Origin of the sequence: Halobacillus amylolyticus (assembly GCF_022921115.1) — a bacterium.
GTDB lineage: Bacteria > Bacillota > Bacilli > Bacillales > Halobacillaceae > Halobacillus_A > Halobacillus_A amylolyticus.
Window position 1 is genome coordinate 39,036 of the sequence record NZ_CP095076.1, and the last position, 18,651, is coordinate 57,686.

The 18,651-nt window shown below is 36.4% G+C and carries 12 protein-coding genes and 3 pseudogenes; 10 read left to right on the forward strand and 5 right to left on the reverse strand.

From position 1 onward, the window contains the following. Window positions 1–47 precede the first annotated feature (47 nt). Window positions 48–320 (reverse strand): HU family DNA-binding protein, encoded by a 273-nt coding sequence (locus MUO15_RS21015; protein ID WP_245036308.1) that lies wholly within the window; start codon window positions 318–320, stop codon window positions 48–50. A 300-nt stretch (window positions 321–620) separates the two neighbouring features. Between MUO15_RS21015 and MUO15_RS21020 the strand changes: the two genes are divergently transcribed. The 6 genes from MUO15_RS21020 to MUO15_RS21045 all read left to right on the forward strand — a co-directional run bounded on the left by MUO15_RS21020 (window position 621) and on the right by MUO15_RS21045 (window position 8,984). Beyond that, a complete protein-coding gene (locus tag MUO15_RS21020) occupies window positions 621–1,178 on the forward strand; it encodes a recombinase family protein (protein ID WP_245036309.1) in 558 nt (185 codons plus the stop codon). Between the two features lie 225 nt (window positions 1,179–1,403). Then, window positions 1,404–1,970, forward strand: coding sequence for a restriction endonuclease subunit S (locus MUO15_RS21025; RefSeq protein ID WP_245036311.1), 567 nt, complete (start codon window positions 1,404–1,406; stop codon window positions 1,968–1,970). Between the two features lie 22 nt (window positions 1,971–1,992). After that, window positions 1,993–3,585: a type I restriction-modification system subunit M gene (locus MUO15_RS21030; RefSeq protein ID WP_245036313.1), complete on the forward strand. Its 1,593-nt coding sequence runs from the start codon at window positions 1,993–1,995 to the stop codon at window positions 3,583–3,585. Continuing rightward, window positions 3,575–4,831 (forward strand): restriction endonuclease subunit S, encoded by a 1,257-nt coding sequence (locus MUO15_RS21035; protein WP_245036315.1) that lies wholly within the window; start codon window positions 3,575–3,577, stop codon window positions 4,829–4,831. Before MUO15_RS21030 ends, MUO15_RS21035 begins: the two co-directional genes overlap by 11 nt. 22 nt (window positions 4,832–4,853) lie before the next feature. After that, on the forward strand, window positions 4,854–8,009 hold the full coding sequence (locus tag MUO15_RS21040) for a type I restriction endonuclease subunit R (RefSeq protein ID WP_245036317.1): 3,156 nt from the start codon (window positions 4,854–4,856) through the stop codon (window positions 8,007–8,009). Between the two features lie 222 nt (window positions 8,010–8,231). After that, window positions 8,232–8,984 (forward strand): hypothetical protein, encoded by a 753-nt coding sequence (locus MUO15_RS21045; protein ID WP_245036318.1) that lies wholly within the window; start codon window positions 8,232–8,234, stop codon window positions 8,982–8,984. A 315-nt stretch (window positions 8,985–9,299) separates the two neighbouring features. Here the strand turns inward: MUO15_RS21045 and MUO15_RS21050 are convergent, their stop codons facing one another. After that, entirely contained in the window at window positions 9,300–9,995 is a 696-nt protein-coding gene (locus MUO15_RS21050; RefSeq protein WP_245036320.1) for a PBECR4 domain-containing protein, read from the reverse strand. 615 nt (window positions 9,996–10,610) lie between these two features. After that, window positions 10,611–10,997 (reverse strand): annotated as a pseudogene (locus MUO15_RS21055) (ATP-binding protein); the annotation flags it as partial. Window positions 10,998–11,387: 390 nt separating this feature from the next. Between MUO15_RS21055 and MUO15_RS21060 the strand changes: the two are divergent. Further along, window positions 11,388–11,918, forward strand: a complete 531-nt coding sequence (locus MUO15_RS21060) for a hypothetical protein (RefSeq protein ID WP_245036322.1) — start codon at window positions 11,388–11,390, stop codon at window positions 11,916–11,918. Window positions 11,919–11,952: 34 nt separating this feature from the next. On the opposite strand, the gene MUO15_RS21065 is transcribed toward MUO15_RS21060, so the two are convergent. Further along, window positions 11,953–12,375, reverse strand: coding sequence for a hypothetical protein (locus MUO15_RS21065; protein ID WP_245036324.1), 423 nt, complete (start codon window positions 12,373–12,375; stop codon window positions 11,953–11,955). A 450-nt stretch (window positions 12,376–12,825) separates the two neighbouring features. Between MUO15_RS21065 and MUO15_RS21070 the strand changes: the two genes are divergently transcribed. Together MUO15_RS21070 and MUO15_RS21075 are read left to right on the forward strand one after the other, a co-directional pair. Next, window positions 12,826–13,665, forward strand: coding sequence for a tyrosine-type recombinase/integrase (locus MUO15_RS21070; protein WP_079525035.1), 840 nt, complete (start codon window positions 12,826–12,828; stop codon window positions 13,663–13,665). A 25-nt stretch (window positions 13,666–13,690) separates the two neighbouring features. Further along, the gene (locus MUO15_RS21075; protein WP_245036326.1) at window positions 13,691–16,648 is read left to right on the forward strand and encodes a Tn3 family transposase; all 2,958 of its coding nucleotides are present in this window, start codon (window positions 13,691–13,693) and stop codon (window positions 16,646–16,648) included. Window positions 16,649–16,747: 99 nt separating this feature from the next. On the opposite strand, the pseudogene MUO15_RS21080 reads toward MUO15_RS21075, so the two are convergent. Beyond that, a pseudogene (locus MUO15_RS21080) lies at window positions 16,748–17,332 on the reverse strand (IS4 family transposase); the annotation flags it as partial. An 886-nt stretch (window positions 17,333–18,218) separates the two neighbouring features. Here MUO15_RS21080 and MUO15_RS21085 point away from each other — a divergent pair. After that, window positions 18,219–18,467, forward strand: a pseudogene (locus MUO15_RS21085) (transposase domain-containing protein); the annotation flags it as partial. Between the last annotated feature and the right edge of the window lie 184 nt (window positions 18,468–18,651).

Genomic DNA, 18,651 nt, shown 5'->3' on the forward strand with positions numbered 1-18,651 from the left:
AAGACAAAATAAAAAAGTGAACATTTAAATGCTCACTTTAAATTATCTTACTTTACTGCTTCTTTAAGGCTCTTTCCTGGCTTGAATCCAGGTACCTTACTTGCTGCTATTTCTATTTCCTCACCTGTTTGCGGGTTACGACCTTTACGTGCAGATCTTTCTTTTACTTCAAAGTTACCAAAACCCATTAATTGAACACGATCTTCCCTTGAAAGTGCTTCTGTAATAGATTCCAAAATGGAATCAACGGCTTTACCTGCATTCTCCTTTGATAGCTCGGATTCCTCAGCAACTTTATTAACTAAATCTGTTTTATTCATTAAGTATCTCTCCTTCTTTGAAGCAACATACTATTATTTCTACCATATATATCCTAAGCCATCAAGGAAAAGAAGGGTTTCCAATTACTTCTGACCCTTTGTATCTCCCGGATTGGGGTAACACCTGTTATAGGTTCGTTTTTGATACTCGCCAACCTCAAAAAATGCAAAAATGAAAATCCCTTAAATTAAACCTCCCTCTAGTTTCAAAACCCGTATCAAAAATAAAGTATTAATATATACACTAAATAACCTTTTTGATAACATATAAGTAGCGAATTTTAAAAGGAGTTACAAAATATGTTATTTGGGTATGCTCGGGTCAGTACTAAAGATCAAAATTTACATATGCAGTTTGACGCTTTAAAGCAATATGGTGTGGAAGAGAAAAATATCTACTCGGAAAAAATTACGGGAACGAAAAAAGATCGTCCGGCATTCACGGACATGATGAAGTATCTACGTGAAGGAGATACGGTGGTTGTGTATAAGCTCGATCGAATTGGCCGGAGCACAAAACACTTGGTAGATCTAATCAATGACTTCCAGGATAAAGGCATTAACTTTGTTTCTATTAATGAGAATATAGATACAACAACGTCGATGGGAAAATTGGTGTTCACGATTTTTAGTGGATTAGCGCAGTTTGAACGGGATATTATATCTGAACGAACAAAATCCGGATTGGTTGCTGCAAGAGCTCGAGGTAGGAAAGGGGGGCGACCAAAAAAAGACCAATCCAAATTGGATATGGCCTTTCGCATGTATGATAGTAAAGAATATAGTATTCAGGAGATATTGGATGCTGCTAAGGTAAGCAGAGCTACATTTTATCGTTACCTTTCTAAGAGAGGATAAATTCACCTTAATTTTAATAGTTGTAATATAAAACTTACCTTTAAAACAGTTTCCCCTTAAATACAAATTAGGTAATTAATTTTAAACCTGGATGAAACATAACAATCATTTTATGCGTAATTCTTTAAAATTACGCATAATTTGTTGACGGGTTATTTTATGAGTGTTAAGATCCAATTACATATTAGTAATTTTAAAGAATTACTTTGTATGGGAGGGTGGGATATGAAACTTGAGGACATCGTAACAGTTAAAGTAGGAAGCAATATTTCAAGAGGAAATAAGAAAAATAATCTGTCCTTAGATACTTATACATACGAGGATTTAATGAATGATTTAGATGGCTTATTCCTCGACTCGAAAACTAGTTTTTATGGTGCGAATTCAAGTGATAAAGATAGTCATTTGAGTAAAGCTGGAGAAGTCGTTTTCAGCTTTGTCAGTTCCAAAGCTGCGATAGTGAGTAATGAAAACGAAGAAAAAATTATTAATCAAAACTTTGCTAAACTTATTATTGAACACAAACAATTGGATCATAGCTATCTCTGTTATGCATTGAATGAATCACACTCTATGAAGAAGCAAATGGCGATTTCGATGCAAGGAAGCACTGTACGAAAATTAACGCCAGCCATTCTTAAATCTTTGGAGATGAAACTACCAAGCATGGAGAAGCAAAAAACTATTGGAAAAGCTTATTTATCTTTGAAGAAGCATCAAGCTTTGGCAAAGAAACAAGCAGATTTGGAAGAGCAATTTTATTTAGAATTATTGAAGCAATTAGACCAGTAAAAAGAAAAGTGAGGAACACAATATGTCTGAATTAAATTCAAAATTATTTAGTGCTGCAGATAGCCTGCGAAGTAAAATGGATGCATCGGAATACAAAAATTACTTACTAGGATTAATTTTCTACAAGTACTTATCGGATGAATTATTAGTGAAAGTTGTTGAAATTGCAGATGAATCAACAGAAGAATACAACACACAAGAAAAACAAACCCAATTATATCGGGATTTATTAGCTGATGAAGAAGTAAAAGATGACTTGACTGAAACATTAGTCGATACGTTAGGACATCATATGGAACCAGATTATTTATTTAATGTATTGGCTGAGAAAGCAAAACGTAATACGTTTCAATTGAATGATTTAAATAAAGCATTTATTGATTTGTCCACGAAATACGATCAATTTAGTGGATTATTTGATGATGTAGACTTGACTTCCAAAAAACTCGGCTCAGACGATCAACAACGAAACATTACCATTTCCGACGTCTTGAAGAAATTAAGTGAGATTGATGTCATGGGTCATGACGGTGATGTTATTGGGGATGCTTATGAATTCTTGATTGGTGAATTTGCTTCAGAGGCTGGAAAGAAAGCAGGCGAATTCTATACACCGAGTAAAGTATCGGACATGATGGCTCAGATAGTAGCAGTCAGTCAAGAGGATAGAAAATTGTTTAGTGTCTATGACCCAACGATGGGATCAGGTTCTTTGATGCTTAATGTACGAAACTATATTAATCATCCAGAAAGTGTAAAGTATCACGGACAGGAACTAAATACAACAACGTATAATCTAGCGAAGATGAACTTAATCTTGCATGGCATTCGAAAGGAAGATATGCGCCTACGTAATGGGGATACATTGAACAATGATTGGCCTACAGATGAACCTTATACTTTTGATTCCGTCTTGATGAATCCACCCTACTCAGCAAAATGGTCATCAGATAAAACGTTTTTAGATGATTCTCGTTTCAATCGTTACGGGAAGTTAGCACCAAAATCAAAAGCAGATTTTTCCTTTCTTTTACATGGGTTCTACCACTTGAAAGATTCAGGAACAATGGCAATCGTCTTACCACATGGTGTACTGTTCCGCGGGGCTGCAGAAGGTGTAATCCGCAAGAAATTACTGGAAGATGGAAGTATTGATGCGATCATAGGGATGCCAGCTAACTTGTTCTTCGGGACATCCATTCCAACAACCGTTATCATTTTAAAGAAAAACCGCAAGCACCGTGATGTATTATTTATTGATACAAGTAAAGAATTTGAAAAAGGAAAAAACAAAAACAAACTTACGAAAGAAAATATCGATATGATTGTCGAAACGTATAAAAACCGACAAGACGTGGAGAAATATGCTCACATAGCTTCTTTTGAGGAAATCAAAGAGAATGATTTTAATTTGAATATTCCTCGTTACGTTGATACGTTTGAAGAAAAAGAACCTGTGGATATGGCTGCGCTTGGTTCATCCATTCAAGACATTCGAAAAGAAAAGGCAGAGTTAGAATCAAGCCTATATGACACGATTTCTTCGCTACAATTTGATGAAAAAAATGCAGAATGGATTAAGGGTGCATTAGAGGTGTTTCATCGTGAAAAATAAGCAGACACCACAAATTCGGTTTCCAGGATTTACTGAAGATTGGGAGCAGTGTAATTTAGGAAATGTCTCAACTAAAATTGGAAGTGGTAAAACTCCTAAAGGTGGAGCTCAAAATTATAAATCTGAGGGAATTCCTTTGTTGCGCTCACAAAATATTTTGAATAATAAAGTGAATTTTAATAATGTTGTTTATATTACACCTGAAATTGATGAAAATATGGCAAATAGTCGTGTTCAAAAAGGCGATGTATTGCTAAATATTACTGGTGCTTCAATTGGTAGAAGTGCAGTATATAAATTAAATCATAAGGCAAATGTAAATCAACATGTTTCAATAATCCGTCCAATTAGTGAAGTCAACCCACACTTTATACAATTAAATATAACCTCTGAAAAAGGCCAAAAACAAATAGAACTAAACCAAGCTGGTGGAGGAAGGGAAGGTTTAAATTTCCAACAGATAGCAAAAATGAGTTTTTACTTCCCATCATCGGAAGAACAAGACACGATTGGAAATTTTTTAAAACAGCTCGACGACAGAATCGCTATCCATGAGCGAGAACTAACCATCCTCAAACAAACAAAACAGGGATTCTTGCAAAAAATGTTTCCAAAAGAAGGGGATTCCATGCCAGAGATTCGGTTCCCAGGATTTACAGGAGATTGGGAACAGCAAAAGTTGAATTCAATAGTGGACAGGTTAAAGTCATATTCTTTATCTCGTAATGTAGAGACTAGTGAATATACAGGATACAAGTATGTACACTATGGTGATATTCACACAAAAGTTGCAGATGTAATAGATGAATCTAGCAATTTACCCAATATAAAGGCTGGAAACTACGAACTGCTAGAAAAAGGGGATTTAGTATTAGCAGACGCTTCAGAAGATTATCAGGGGATAGCCGCACCTGCAGTAATCACGATAAATACACCGTATAAGTTAGTTTCTGGACTCCATACGATAGCATTGAGGCCTAAACAAGTAGATTCTTTGTTTCTATACTATTTGATACATTCGCAAACTTTTAGGAAGTATGGTTATAAGACAGGAACAGGAATGAAGGTATTTGGAATTAGCGTGAAAAATGTACTCGAATTTGAGGGTGTGTTTCCGTTAATAGAAGAGCAATCCAAAATCGGCAATTTCTTCAAAAATCTAGATGATATAATTGCCACTCACCAACACGAACTTGACACCTTAAAAGAAACCAAAAAAGCTTTCCTGCAAAAAATATTTATATAAGTAATTGAAAGGAGGGAGAAACATGACGAAGCTATCCCATAACGATGAAGCAGAAGTGGAACGACGGCTGATTGAAGTGTTAGGGGAAGGGTATAATCAATGGAATTATCGTCCTGATTTAAAATCAGAAGATGATCTCTGGAAAAACTTGCGTAAAATAGTCACACAAAACAACTTATCAGAAATTGGGGAACATCCAATCACGGATAAAGAATTTGACACAATTAAAACAGAACTGCTATTGAAAACAAAAACCCCCTTTGATGCTGCAAGATGGCTCAAAGGGGAGAATGGAATTGCTCGTATTACGATTGAACGGGAAAATGCTTCTTTAGGTCCGATGTCGTTGGTATTGTATTCGAATCATGACATAGGCGGAGGAATCTCTACATATGAAGTCGTTCACCAAATTGCAAAACAAAAAACAAATGTGGATGACCGTGATCGTCGCTTTGATGTAACTCTCTTAATCAATGGCTTACCCATTGTTCAAATAGAATTAAAACAAGCCAGCGCCAAAGATGGTGTGTTCCAAGCGTTTAATCAGGTTAAGAAATATGCAGAAGAAGGCATGTTTAGAGGGAATATCTTTTCCACACTACAATTATTTGTTGTTTCCAATGAGCAAACAACGCGTTATTTTGCAAATGCGATGCCAAAAGATATGCATAAAAAATTTCTCTTTAGTTGGCGGACCACAGAAAATCGAAAAGTAGAAAACCTCTATGAATTTGTGAAACAAGTTTTAAATATTCCAGATGCACATCGATTAATTGCATATTATACGATTGTTAGTGAGGACCAAGACAACAAAACTCTGATGGTTTTACACCCATACCAAGTTCATGCAATAGAAGCTTTATTTAAATCTGCGGTGAAACATGAATCTGGATTTGTTTGGCATGCGACTGGTTCAGGAAAAACATTAACAAGTTTTGTCTCTACAAAATTATTAGCTCGTAAACCAGGTGTAGACCGTACAATTATGCTGATTGACCGTAAAGACTTGGACAGTCAAACAACGACCGAATTCACTAAATTCGCTTCTGAATTTAATACTGGTATTTCTTCTGGTTATGCGAATTCTAACAGCTTAATTGTCGGAACCGGCAGCGCAAAAGAACTAAGTAGTACATTACTATCTGATGCTAATTCAAATACAATAATTATCACTACTCGTCAAAAGCTAGAATCAGCTTTACGCCATGCACAAAAGGTAGAAGAGAAAAAAGGTACGCAACGCTTTAAGAAACTACTAGGGCAACACATTGTTTTTATCGTGGATGAATGTCATCGCGCATTAAGTGCAGAAGGAATGGAAAGTATGAAAGAATTCTTTCCAAATTCCACCTGGTTCGGCTTTACAGGTACACCAATTTTTAATGTCAATAAAAAGCAAGCGAAAGGTCAATTAGCACGCACGACTCGTGATCAATATGGAGAAGCCCTGCATGCCTATACGATTAAAAATGCATTAGAAGATGGTGCTGTTTTAGGGTTTCAAGTAGAACATGAAGATACGATTGAACCAACATCACTAAATAATTATATTTTTGACCAACTCCGTCAAAATGCAAAATATGATTCTACTAATGATGAAATAAATGATTTGATTGATCAAATGGATGGCATAGAAAAGGAAACATATATTGAACCCTCTTCTTTTGAAAGGGATGAACATATCCAAAAGGTCATTCATAAGATTTTCAGGCCAGATAACGCTTATTCGAAATTTGATTTCCAAAATGGTCGCCCACAAAAATCTTCCATATTAACAACAAGTTCTATTGATATGGCGAAACGTTATTATCATGCAATCAAAGAAATGACTAAAAATCCAGAGTGGTTAAATAAAGAATTTGCTGAACACCCAATACGAAAAGGACGTACAATTGAAGACTCGGACTTTCCTCGGATTGCCATTACCTATTCGTTACAAGAAAACGAAGAGAATGCGACACAAAACCAAGATGAAATGAAAGAAATCATCAAGGACTATAATGATTATTACGATACAGCATGGTCCATAGAGGATATGGAACGATATAATGGCGATATTAATAATCGTTTGGCTCGTAAGAAAGCAGAATTTAAAGAGTTTGGAAAACAAATTGACCTTGTCATTGTTGTAGACCGTTTATTAACTGGCTTTGATGCACCAACCGTTCAAACGTTATTTGTCGATCGAAATTTAAGTTACGCCAATTTAATTCAAGCTTTTTCCCGAACCAATCGAACATATCCAGAAAAAACAAAGGGATTAATAGTAACCTTTCGAAAACCTTATACTATGGAGCAGAATGTACAAGAAGCAACGAAGTTATATTCTCGAGAACAAGAAGAGTCTACACTTATTTATCCTACGTATGATGAGTCAAAGAAACGATTCAAAAAGGCTCACAAAACATTAAAATCCGTCGTCCCAAATCCAAACGATATAAACGAACACTCACCTCTTGATACTCGGATTGAATTTGTAAAGACATTTCAAGAGCTAAATAATTCCTACGAAGCGTTAGTAACGTATAATGAATATAACGATGAAGTGGAACAATCAAAAGCACTTCAAAATCAAGTGCTGACGATAGAAGAATATATCGGCGTATATAACACAATTAAAGGTTCGCTAGTCGATGAACAGGACACCGATGAACCAGAACCAGATTTCTCCGATATTGAATTCTACGGAGAAAACGCGATTAAGATTTATGATATTGACTCAACCTACATTGATAAGTTATTAGAAACATACTCAGCCAATAATAAGAATATCCGTGACGATATTGAAAAGGCACTTCAAAAACTAGAGAAATCAGAAATTGTTAAAAATGTATACCGTGCGATTTTAAATGCTATTGATGCTGAAGAAGTAGATACAGATGAAGATATTTTTATTGTAAAGCGAGGATTTTTTACTGAAGCACGCAATAAAGCGATTGAAGAATTTGCAAATACCTGGTTTGTGGAAGAAAATGATCTGCATTTATCTGCGATCCAATACTTGATAGGAATTGACCCTATTCCGAATATTGGCAGTATCATCAACAGCAAGCAATTTGACAAGTATAAAGCTGTTAATCCTGATGCAAAACCATTGAAGTACGGACCAGAAATGAAACGTCAGTGGAGAAAGACATTAGATGAAGTCATTATACCTTTAGATGACGAGTTGAGATAAGATTGTTTTGAAATAATAAACAAAATATATAGTCATAGGTCAACTGCAAATCTGTGTAGTTGACCTATATACTGTATCCGAAAAATGCTAAGGCGGAAATTGAAACAACTAAGCGATAACATCTTTTCATATACTATTCATCATTCGTTTAAAAGTAGTTCAGCTCCTTTTTAACCCCATAAATGGTATTTATCGCCACACCAAAAGTACAGGAGGGTTGTTGTGGTATCAGTTACTCAAAGAGTTTCCAAAGTTAAACAACCAAGAGGAGGATATATAAAACCAAAAGAATTTGTTGTTACAGATCTATTAGATAATGATATTTTAAACGAAAGTGAAAATATCCACGGCGGTTTAGTTGGATTAGCAGTAGATTATTTAACAAGGTTTTTAAGTGGTGCACCAATTGAAAAGACATTTAAAATTTCATTGATGGGAGCATCCAATGTTAATGAGCTTGAATTAGCGAATGATCTATTGCTCGATATAAAGAGTACAGACGATACTTCAATTGAAAGTGCATGTAAAATGGTTGGGTTTGATGTAGCGTATCGAGTAGGAGTGCCGGGGTATAAACCAGTAGAACTTATTAATCCTGATGAAGAAACAATTACTAATATAAGGATTATGGTGAATAGAGGATTGAATTTTTTCAAACTTTATGGCCCCGTTATAAAGGATGGCTTTACTTTAGAAGGTGGATATACGTCTTCCATTGCCACTGGTGATGGCGATTTTTTGACAGACAATACATTATGGGATTTTAAAGTTTCAAAATCAGCACCGACTAACAAGCATACATTACAGCTGCTCATATATTATTTAATGGGTGTTCGTTCTATTCATTCTGAATTCAAACAAATTGAGAATTTAGGGATATTTAACCCTCGTTTAAATAAAGTCTATTTGTTATCTGTAAGCACAATATCTAATGAGATTATCAACGAAGTTAATACTACTGTCATAGGATATTGATGATTTTTCCTTTAATCAGTTTTTATTACGGGGTATCAGGGTTTATTCCAAAATCGGGTGCAATTCTGAAGTAAAGGATTGCACTTTTATTAATGTATCGGGCAGATTTGCTTATAATTACGAGGTGGGGGAGAAATCTCCTCGTTTCAGATATTTAGTAAAGTCTACCTGACCTTAATTTTTCTGTCCAACTGAGTGTAGCCGATCTAAACCTAAGCAGTTCACGGAAAGGTATTTTCCTCACATTAAATAACATAAATTAAAAACGCACTAAAACAACATAAAAATAAAACAGGTCAGCTAAAGCTCCCCTGATCAATTATTCTTTTTTTCCTCTACTTCACTCTGATTTGGTGATTTAACTAATACAACTTTACCTGAGGAGACCTCTGTCTTTGTGATTTTTTTCACAAAAACTGAAGGCTGTCCACTAACGAATTTTAGACCATCATTATTCTGTGTAATTCTTTCTATTAAAAATGTCCTCATAAAATGATAACCAGGGGTGTCTTCATCCTCATCAACCCCTATATTTACACAAACTCCATGTGTAATATCATAAATAAGCATCTTACATTTAATTGCATTATGAATGATTTTATATTCCAGTATCACTTCCGATGATTCTAAAGCATGTGGGATTAAATAAAAAAAGATAAGCTTATCCTTTATACTTTTAAATTTACTTTTACCACTGCGCCTATGCTTTAAATTTTTTAGATGTTGGAAAGTTATTTCTCCATCATCAATACGTCTGTACCCCAGTTCACCCTTATACCTCTTTAGAACTGCTTCATTTCTATATACATTTTTAGCTACAGTCTCTACACCAATTAGGTGGCAAAAATGCTCTTTTTCAAAATTCAAATCTATGACTTGTCCATCTTCTAACTCATAAGTGAAGGAATATGGCTTTAAATATTCTTCATAGTATTCTAAAAGAAGCTTCATGCTTATTTTACTAATGTTTGGCTTTTCCGATAATTTATGTAAACCTTTAACACCAAGCATATTTTCACCCTAACGTGGTTATTTTACTATATTTTAGCAGATTACTAATTTCAAAGTAACATATAAAAGAAAAGGCCCTTAATGTAGGCTTACGCCATCACCAAGGGCCTGTAAATTTAAATCAATTTAATTGGGCAGCATATCTTGCATGCTTTCCGGTTCATTTTAAGGCCTCTACCGGCAAGGCACCTGAAGCTACCCGTTCAGGCGAGAACCAATCTTTCAGATCCTCCTGTTATATTACTATTACCACAATACAATAAAAATACTCTTATTTCAATAAAAAAGTTGCTAAAATAGGTCAATTTCGGATCAAGATGATGACGTATTTACATTAAAATCTGTAGGAGTAAATAACTTTAATCGATTGTATCTTTTTACTCAAAGCTATATAATCATGCAATAATGATACAAGGAAGGTGATGAATATGGATCAAGACATGGAAAGTATCTTGATAAAGTGTATTACTTTCCCCCTTGTTTTAAAAGTTTTTAAGCATGATAAGAAGCTCTTTCACGATTTTAAGACAAAAAATGTGTATTTAGATAAATTAGATTCTGTTATGGAGTCCGTACAATTGTAACCGTCAAGTAGTTTTGAACACTTTTTGCTCATTAATTTTGAACACTTTTCGATTGGAATACAGACTTTCTGTACTTGATTCGATGACTAGACCCATTTAAATGAATGACTTCAGCCCGGTGAAGGAGCCTATCTAGGATCGCTGTGGTAATTCCCTGATCGCCCATTAATTCTCCCCACTCCTCTGGGCCTTTGTTGGACGTCAGTATTATAGAACTTCGTTCATACAAATGATTCACTAACTGGAAAAACAGGTTGGCCTCTTGTTGGTCCATTGCCATATACATGAGGTCATCGATGATGACCAGATCGGCGTCCCTAATACGTTTAAGGCGCAACTGTGCTTTTCGGATGTACTCCTCAGTCTTTAAAAGAGGCACCAGCTCTCCCATGGAGATGAAGACCACACGTTGGCCTTGTTGGGGTAGTACCAACATTTTAACGGAAAACTCACGCTAAGACAGTTTTTACCATATAAATCCCGGAATTCTGTACGCTAAAGAATTCCGGGATTGTTTAATTTATTACTTGTATCCTTATGAAGACTCACGTTCTGGGATACGGTTATTTGAATGATGTGCTCTTACGCTATCGGGGTTACTTCCCAAGATACATGTAAAATATACAGTTAATAATGGATATTATCTCCATCCTTAGCTATATATTTCTTTTTTGTGCTTTTTGATAACGTGGATATTGTTCATAGCTAGGGATACAGCCAAGTCTGTAACAAAAGAAAGAGAATAAAAATAAGCTCATTCCGTATAATTCTTTAGCATTTGACCAAAATACGATATAGAGGTGATCACATGAAAAAAGGCAGGAAAATACTCTTGTGTAGTTTACTGTTATTTTTAATGTTAAGTAACACAGGGTACGCTAACAAGAAAGATGAAGGAAGTATAGAGTCTGAAGAACCAATGACTACAGAAGAACTGTATAAATCCATGGGCTACACAAAAGCTGAAAAAGCAGTACAAAAATATGAAAATAAATTCGATACCAACATAAACTTTCCCAAAGTAATGCCTTTCCAAGCTAAATTACAATTTGGAAAAATTGAAGATAACAGACTTACCCTCGAATTTATAGGTGAAAGCAAAAAACAACTTTTTAAAATACATGTGGAGCCAAGTAATTCTACCAAGCAACTGACTAATAAAAAATTGAAAGATGGGACAGAAGTATTTATAAAACATGTGGGGCCAAATCCAAATAAACCGAGTATTTCTTGGTTACATCTTAAGAGAGATAATCAAAAATACGGTTTAGGTTTGAATTATTACAAAAAAGATGTAAGGCAAGACAAGCTTATAAAAGCAGCAGAATCCCTTCAATAAATAAAAAGGACAGGAAAAAACCTGTCCTTTTTATTTAATTATAATATTGTAGGTATGCACGAGCATGAGATCTACCTTGTGTGGAATCTCCACTTTTCAATACGATATGATAAAATCCGCTATGAGGAGCTGTCACGCTATCAAAGCCATCGCCCCCACCACCACTAGCTCCAACGCTATCAAGTTGATTTAAATTACCATCATAGACATACGCACCAACTTGAAAAACACTATCGCTATATGTGCTTACACCAAAATAAATTTCGCCACCACTAGGTACATAAATGGTACGTGAACTATAGCCTATTTTATCTCCTGGATAGATGGTAACTGCTTGACACCTAACATAAGATGTAGAACAATTTTCTCTACTAGCAGCATCAGCGCTAGTTGGATTAAAATTAATTACAAATAGAACGGTTAAAACAAATGTAGCAATAAAATATAATTTCTTCATTTACGTAACCTCCATTTAAATAATCTTATTTTTTCCTTGTCCACTACTACCCTTAAATCCCTTCAAGAGCAATCTTTTACCACATAGTAACGAGATTTCACAACTTCTCTCCTTCCAAATTTTGTCTTATTAAATCACTTCGTCATATTATAGTAAAACTCCTGTAAAAATTGAAAAAAAGGTTTACTTTTTATCTTCTTCTTTTATTACATATTAAAGTACTAAAGACTCAAATGCATAATTGGATAATATATACAAAAGACGACTCTTAGATCAATAATTAGACTATTCTTGCATTTTATCGTTGAATTATGTCATAGAACAATAATTCTATGATAAAATGATCTAAAGTCCAAACGAATCAATCATGTGTTACCGGTGTACAATCAAAGATTAATGGCCGGAAATTTTAGCGTAGAATTATGTGATGGTGTATTAAAGGGGAATCCAATGACGAAATCAGTATTAGAAGTGTTCAGAGAAGAAGGTTTAAAGGGGAAGTCAGAATCAACTTGTGACACATATATACATGCATTAGAGCAATTTAACCATTGGTTAGAAGGAACGGGCACAAACTTAGAAGATTTTTCACGATCTGATGTGCAACAGTACATTGATTATCTGACGGCTAAACGGAAAAGTGCCGCAACTGTTAATAAAATTTGGAATGCCATTAAACCTTTTGCAAGATGGACAGGCAATGCCAAAGCTGTTCAGGATATACGTGTTGTTAAAATGGCTGACCTTAAAAAGCAAGCTCCTAAGGGATTAGATCGCATTGAGCGAAATCGATTAGTTCGTGAAGTAGATCGTGACGGTAACAAACGCGATTACGCTATTATCCTTATGCTTCTTTATACAGGAGTACGGGTCCGGGAACTCGTTTCCCTCAACAGAGATGATATTCAGAAAAGTGAACGAAAAGGTGAGGTCCGGGTTATTGGAAAAGGTAATCGGGAGAGAATTATCCCCTTAAACGTGGAGGTGCGTCGTGCGCTTACAGATTATCTTGATCAAAGGGGCGACAATCAACCAGCCTTATTTTTATCAAGCCGGGTGAAACGAATCAGTATTCGAAGTGTTCAAACCGTTCTTGGAAAGTACAAAGTCCACCCTCATGCTTTACGTCATACGTTTATCACAGGTCTTGTACGTGCGGGTGAAGACATTTCTGTCATTCAGTCATTGTCCGGTCATCAATCGGCTGACATGGTCCTCCGTTACAGTCAGCCCACCGCCCAGGATAAAGAAAAAGCTGTGGAAAATATCTACATTAATTCCTCCGGTTAATAAATAAGGGAGAGGAGTAATACTTTTGTATTTAAGGGAAAGAGAATTGTTAACATCAGAACAAAGGATACAGTTTATGAAAATCCCATCCGATATTAGTAAGTGGGAATTAGCGAGTTACTATACCCTTTCTCCACAAGACATTAATCTTATTAAACGTCGCAGAAGGGATCATAATCGTTTAGGGTTCGCTATTCAACTTTGCCTTCTGCGCTTTCCGGGCTGGACCTTATCTGATGCGAACCCTATTCCAAATGCTGTTTTAAACTTTATTGCAGACCAAATCCATGTGAACGCACAGGAATTTCAATATTATGCAGGACGGGAACAAACCAAATATGAACATTTGGAAGAAATCAGAAAGTTTTATGGATATACTTTCTTTTCAATGAGCAACTACCGACAGTTATCACGTTATTTGCTCCCTTTTGCCATGGAAAACAATCAATCCCTCCATTTAATTAAGATAGCTATCGATGAAATGAGAAAGCAAAAAATCATTCTACCAGCTATGACAACTGTTGAAAGGTTGGTATGGGAAATCCGGCGAAGGGCGGAGAAAAAAGTTTACCAACGATTAACAGAATCTCTGACTTCAAACCAAAAACAACAGCTTGATACATTAACAGAACCTTCTGATGAACAGAGAAGAACACCTCTGTCATGGTTAAGAGAAAAACCTGGTCAATCCTCTCCAGACGCCTTTTTGGATGCTATTAAACGCTTGGAGTATGTTCGGGAGATCAATCTTTCTTCTAATACTAAGGAAATCCATCCTAACCGCCTACTCCAACTATCCCGTATGGGAGCAAGATATGAGCCCCATTCATTTCGACGATTTAAGGAATCAAAACGTTATGCCATTCTTGTCGCATACCTCCTATATCTAAGCCAAGAATTAATAGACCAAGCCATTGAAATACATGATCGTCAAATCATGGTTCTACAATCCAAAGGCCGAAAAGCCCAGGAAGAGCTTCAAAAGCAACACGGGAAGTCCATCAATGAAAAGGTCATTCATTTTGCTGATCTGGGCGCTGCGTTAATTAAAGCACGAGATGAAGGGCTTGATCCATTTGAAACGTTGGAAACAGTTATGCCGTGGGAAAATATTATTTCTTCTGTGGAAGAAGCCAGAAAATTATCACGGCCCGTTGATTATGATTACTTGGATTTACTTGAAAATCGTTTCTCATACTTACGAAAATATACACCCACTTTATTAAATGCCTTAGATTTTCAATCAAATCAATCAGCAGAACCCTTGATGGAAGCCATAGATACGATCCGTACCATGAATCAATCTGGAAAGAGAAGAGTTCCAGAAGATGCCCCCCTCGATTTTATTTCTAATCGATGGCAAAAACATGTATATGATGAGGATGGGTCCATTAACCGTCGCTATTATGAAATGGCCGCGTTGACAGAACTTCGTAATCATATTCGATCAGGAGATGTCTCCGTAACCGGTAGCCGCCAATATAAAAACTTTGATGAATATTTAATTTCAAAGGATGAATGGAAGAAGATTGATTTACAAAATAGTAAACTTGCGGTTAGTCCTTCAGTTGATCAATTCATAAGTGAAAGAACACAAACACTTACTGAACGCCTGAACTGGGTATCGAACCATGCTCATGAATTAGAAGGAGTAAATATTGGAAAAGGGAAACTTCATATTGATCGTTTAGAAAAAAACACTCCGGAAGAAGCAAAATCCTTTAGTTTGTCTTTATATAAGATGCTTCCAAAGATCAAACTAACCGATCTTCTTTTAGAAGTTGCGAGCTGGACGGGTTTTGATGAAGCCTTTCTCCACGCATCTTCTGGCCGCCCGCCAAAGGGCAATGAGAAATCCATCCTCATGGCAACACTCATGGGTATGGGAACTAACATTGGACTAACCAAAATGGCCGATGCTACTCCTAAAATTTCTTATCATCAAATGGCCAATATCGCTCAATGGAGAATGCATGATGATGCTATGAATAAGGCGCAGGCTGCACTTGTTGATTTTCATCACCAACTTTTATTGCCATCTTACTGGGGAGATGGGACTACCTCCTCATCAGATGGTATGCGCGTCCAAGTAGGAGTTCCTTCCCTTTACGCTGATGCAAATCCCCATTATGGTCATGGGAAAGGAACGACCTTTTACCGTTTTACAAGTGACCAATTTTCAACCTTTAGTGGAAATGTCGTAAACACGAATTCTCGCGATGCACTTCATGTAGTCGATGGACTGCTACATCATGAATCTGAACTTAACATTGAAGAACATTACACGGATACAGCTGGGTATACAGACCAAGTGTTTGGTCTATGTCACCTTTTGGGCTTTCGATTTGCTCCTCGCCTTCGGGACTTGACGGACACGCGGTTACATATCATGGGGAAGCCAAATGAATTTCCAAAGCTTGAGTCGTTATTAAAAGGTCGCATTAATACTAAGGTCATTCAAGAAAATTACGCTGATGTGTTACGTATGGGACAATCTGTTGGTCAAGGTAAAGTTTCTGCTGCACTTATTTTAGGTAAACTGGGTTCCTATTCGAGACAGAACAACCTTGCAACGGCCCTCCGAGAGATGGGAAGAATCGAAAAAACTATTTTTATCTTAGATTACATTTCAAATGAAGCAATACGTCGAAGAATTCAGCGAGGATTGAATAAGGGTGAAGCCATGAATGCTTTAGCCAGAGCATTATTCTTTGGAAAAAGAGGAGAATTGCGTGAACGTGCATTACAAGATCAACTGCAACGAAATAGTGCATTAAACATTTTAATAAACGCAATCAGTGTTTGGAACACGGTATATCTTACAGAAGCAATAAAGGTCATGAGGGAAAAGGGTGTTTTAAAAGAAGAGTTAATTGGACATGTTTCACCATTAGGGTGGGAACATATTAATTTCCTAGGAGAATATTCATTTGATTTAAAAAATTTGACCAAAGAGAATACATTAAGACCATTAAATATATGAAACAGTCCCCCGGAATTCGTTAGAGTAAAGAATTCCGGCCATTTTATGGTAAAAACTGTCTTAGCGTGAGTTTTCCGTTAAAATGTTGGTACTACCCCTACATAAGTCACCTGTTTGTACCGTTTGTAAGCATGTGGAACCGTAGGTTCGATCATTTTCTTTACCTGGACCCGAATGAACATGGAGGAATTGGCCACTGAGAAGATCATATTCCAGTTGAATTTTCACACCAGCCGTATGGCTACTGCCTCCAGATCCTTGATAGGTTTTAGCAAAAACATCTGGCAATTGAAAGGTCGTAGAATCCAAGATTCGTATACTCCGAAACTGTGAAACGTAACGATGAGAAAGAACCCTAGAAGCAGACAACTTTTTAGTAAGCAAGGTAGCAAAAACATGTCGTAAGAGCTCGACAGCCGTAGGATTAAATCGTTGATTAAGTCCTTCAGGACTCATTAAAACTCCCGTTGAAGATTCTAAACAACTACATAGCTGTGCCAGGGAAGTGCTCGCTACTTTTTGGCTTAACCACACGCATAGCGCTATTAAATCTTTGGCCTGGTACTTACTCGTCCTTTGAACAAAACCGACTTCTTTGGCCAGCTGTTGGAGAACTTTTGGAGACAAGGATCGTTGTAGTTCCTGTGAAAAGAGGGTCAGTTCATCTGAAATTTCACGACTCATAAAAAAACACCATCCTTTTTCATATATTACTGAAAGGATAGCGCTTTTTCCGTTTTGGGGGTAGTCATTTGCCTTAACTTGATGGGCATGTGGCGAGACCCCATAATACATAAAAATATCCCGTTTCAAGGATATTTCCAATGTCATCTATTATTATTACTAAACAAATAATTCATGATTTGATCAAAAAGCGCAACATCATCAGTAACTAAAAATACTGGTAACAACGTGATGGAGAGTATCACCGCAAGGTTAGCTACGATAAATTTGGAAAACACCCCAAGTACCTTTATCATTCCAACCATCCCCTTTATTTGGGTGTTTTTGCCCGTCCCCTCGAAAAGGTTCAATTCAGAATAATCTGACTAATTTTTGCGACTATAGATTGTTGCAACGACACGGTTTTTACCCATTTTTCTCAAACAGAAAGATCATAGCTAGCTTGAATTACAAGTGAGTCTTTCAAAAAGTGTACTTTTTGAAAGGTCCTGTTTCTCGTCAATTTTTTGTGTCATAAGTTCAACATAAATCATTTTGAAACATGGCAAAAGTCCTGCGATCATTTTGACAAGGTCTATTTATAATCAGAATTTTCTGAATCGAACCCTTTCGGGGCGTTGTGCAAAAATATCCCAGATGGAAAGATTCTAACTGCAAAGGGAGCATTTTTTAAAGACTTTGGGATACAACTCGGCAAAATGCTTGAATTAGATTTTAATTCAAGCTGGTACCGCTGATATTAATCCGACTTTTATTCTGAATCTGTGATTTACCGCAATCGGACGCTTTTCTTGAATAAGGAAGCGCTCATTCTGTATTGGGCGATGCAAGTAGTTGTGTAAAATTACCCTTATTCCACCTTTTCGGGGGGATGGGCAAAAACACCCTAAAACCTTTTGTCATCGGACGAAAGAATTGGCTTTTCGCCAATAGCCTCAAGGGAGCTGAATCAAGTGCCATCATTTATAGTATTGTAGAGACAGCCAAAGCCAACGGCTTGAACCCCCTGTATTACTTAACCTATTTATTTGAACAACTGCCTCAAATGGACCTTACGGATGCGGAACAGTGGGAAAATGTCCTACCTTGGTCTTCCTCCCTTCCAGACATCTGTCGGGTTCCAAATAATAAGTAAATCAAGCATAAACGAAACTCTCACCTTTGACTAGGTGGGAGTTATTTTACGCTTACAATTATCACGAATATATAAATATCTCAGAGCCCACTCTGCTAGACTTCCTTATCCAGCTGCAGAAAACCGACGCTAGGTCAAACTCGACACAAAAAATAGCCGACTTCTACGTTAAGAAGAGTCGACT

Excerpts from the sequence above, each read along its gene's own strand:
- MUO15_RS21015 (WP_245036308.1), bottom strand. The coding sequence starts at position 320 with ATGAATAAAACAGATTTAGTTAATAAAGTTGCTGAGGAATCCGAGCTA.
- MUO15_RS21020 (WP_245036309.1), top strand. The coding sequence starts at position 621 with ATGTTATTTGGGTATGCTCGGGTCAGTACTAAAGATCAAAATTTACAT.
- MUO15_RS21025 (WP_245036311.1), top strand. The coding sequence starts at position 1,404 with ATGAAACTTGAGGACATCGTAACAGTTAAAGTAGGAAGCAATATTTCA.
- MUO15_RS21030 (WP_245036313.1), top strand. The coding sequence starts at position 1,993 with ATGTCTGAATTAAATTCAAAATTATTTAGTGCTGCAGATAGCCTGCGA.
- MUO15_RS21040 (WP_245036317.1), top strand. The coding sequence starts at position 4,854 with ATGACGAAGCTATCCCATAACGATGAAGCAGAAGTGGAACGACGGCTG.
- MUO15_RS21050 (WP_245036320.1), bottom strand. The coding sequence starts at position 9,995 with ATGCTTGGTGTTAAAGGTTTACATAAATTATCGGAAAAGCCAAACATT.
- MUO15_RS21060 (WP_245036322.1), top strand. The coding sequence starts at position 11,388 with ATGAAAAAAGGCAGGAAAATACTCTTGTGTAGTTTACTGTTATTTTTA.
- MUO15_RS21065 (WP_245036324.1), bottom strand. The coding sequence starts at position 12,375 with ATGAAGAAATTATATTTTATTGCTACATTTGTTTTAACCGTTCTATTT.
- MUO15_RS21070 (WP_079525035.1), top strand. The coding sequence starts at position 12,826 with ATGACGAAATCAGTATTAGAAGTGTTCAGAGAAGAAGGTTTAAAGGGG.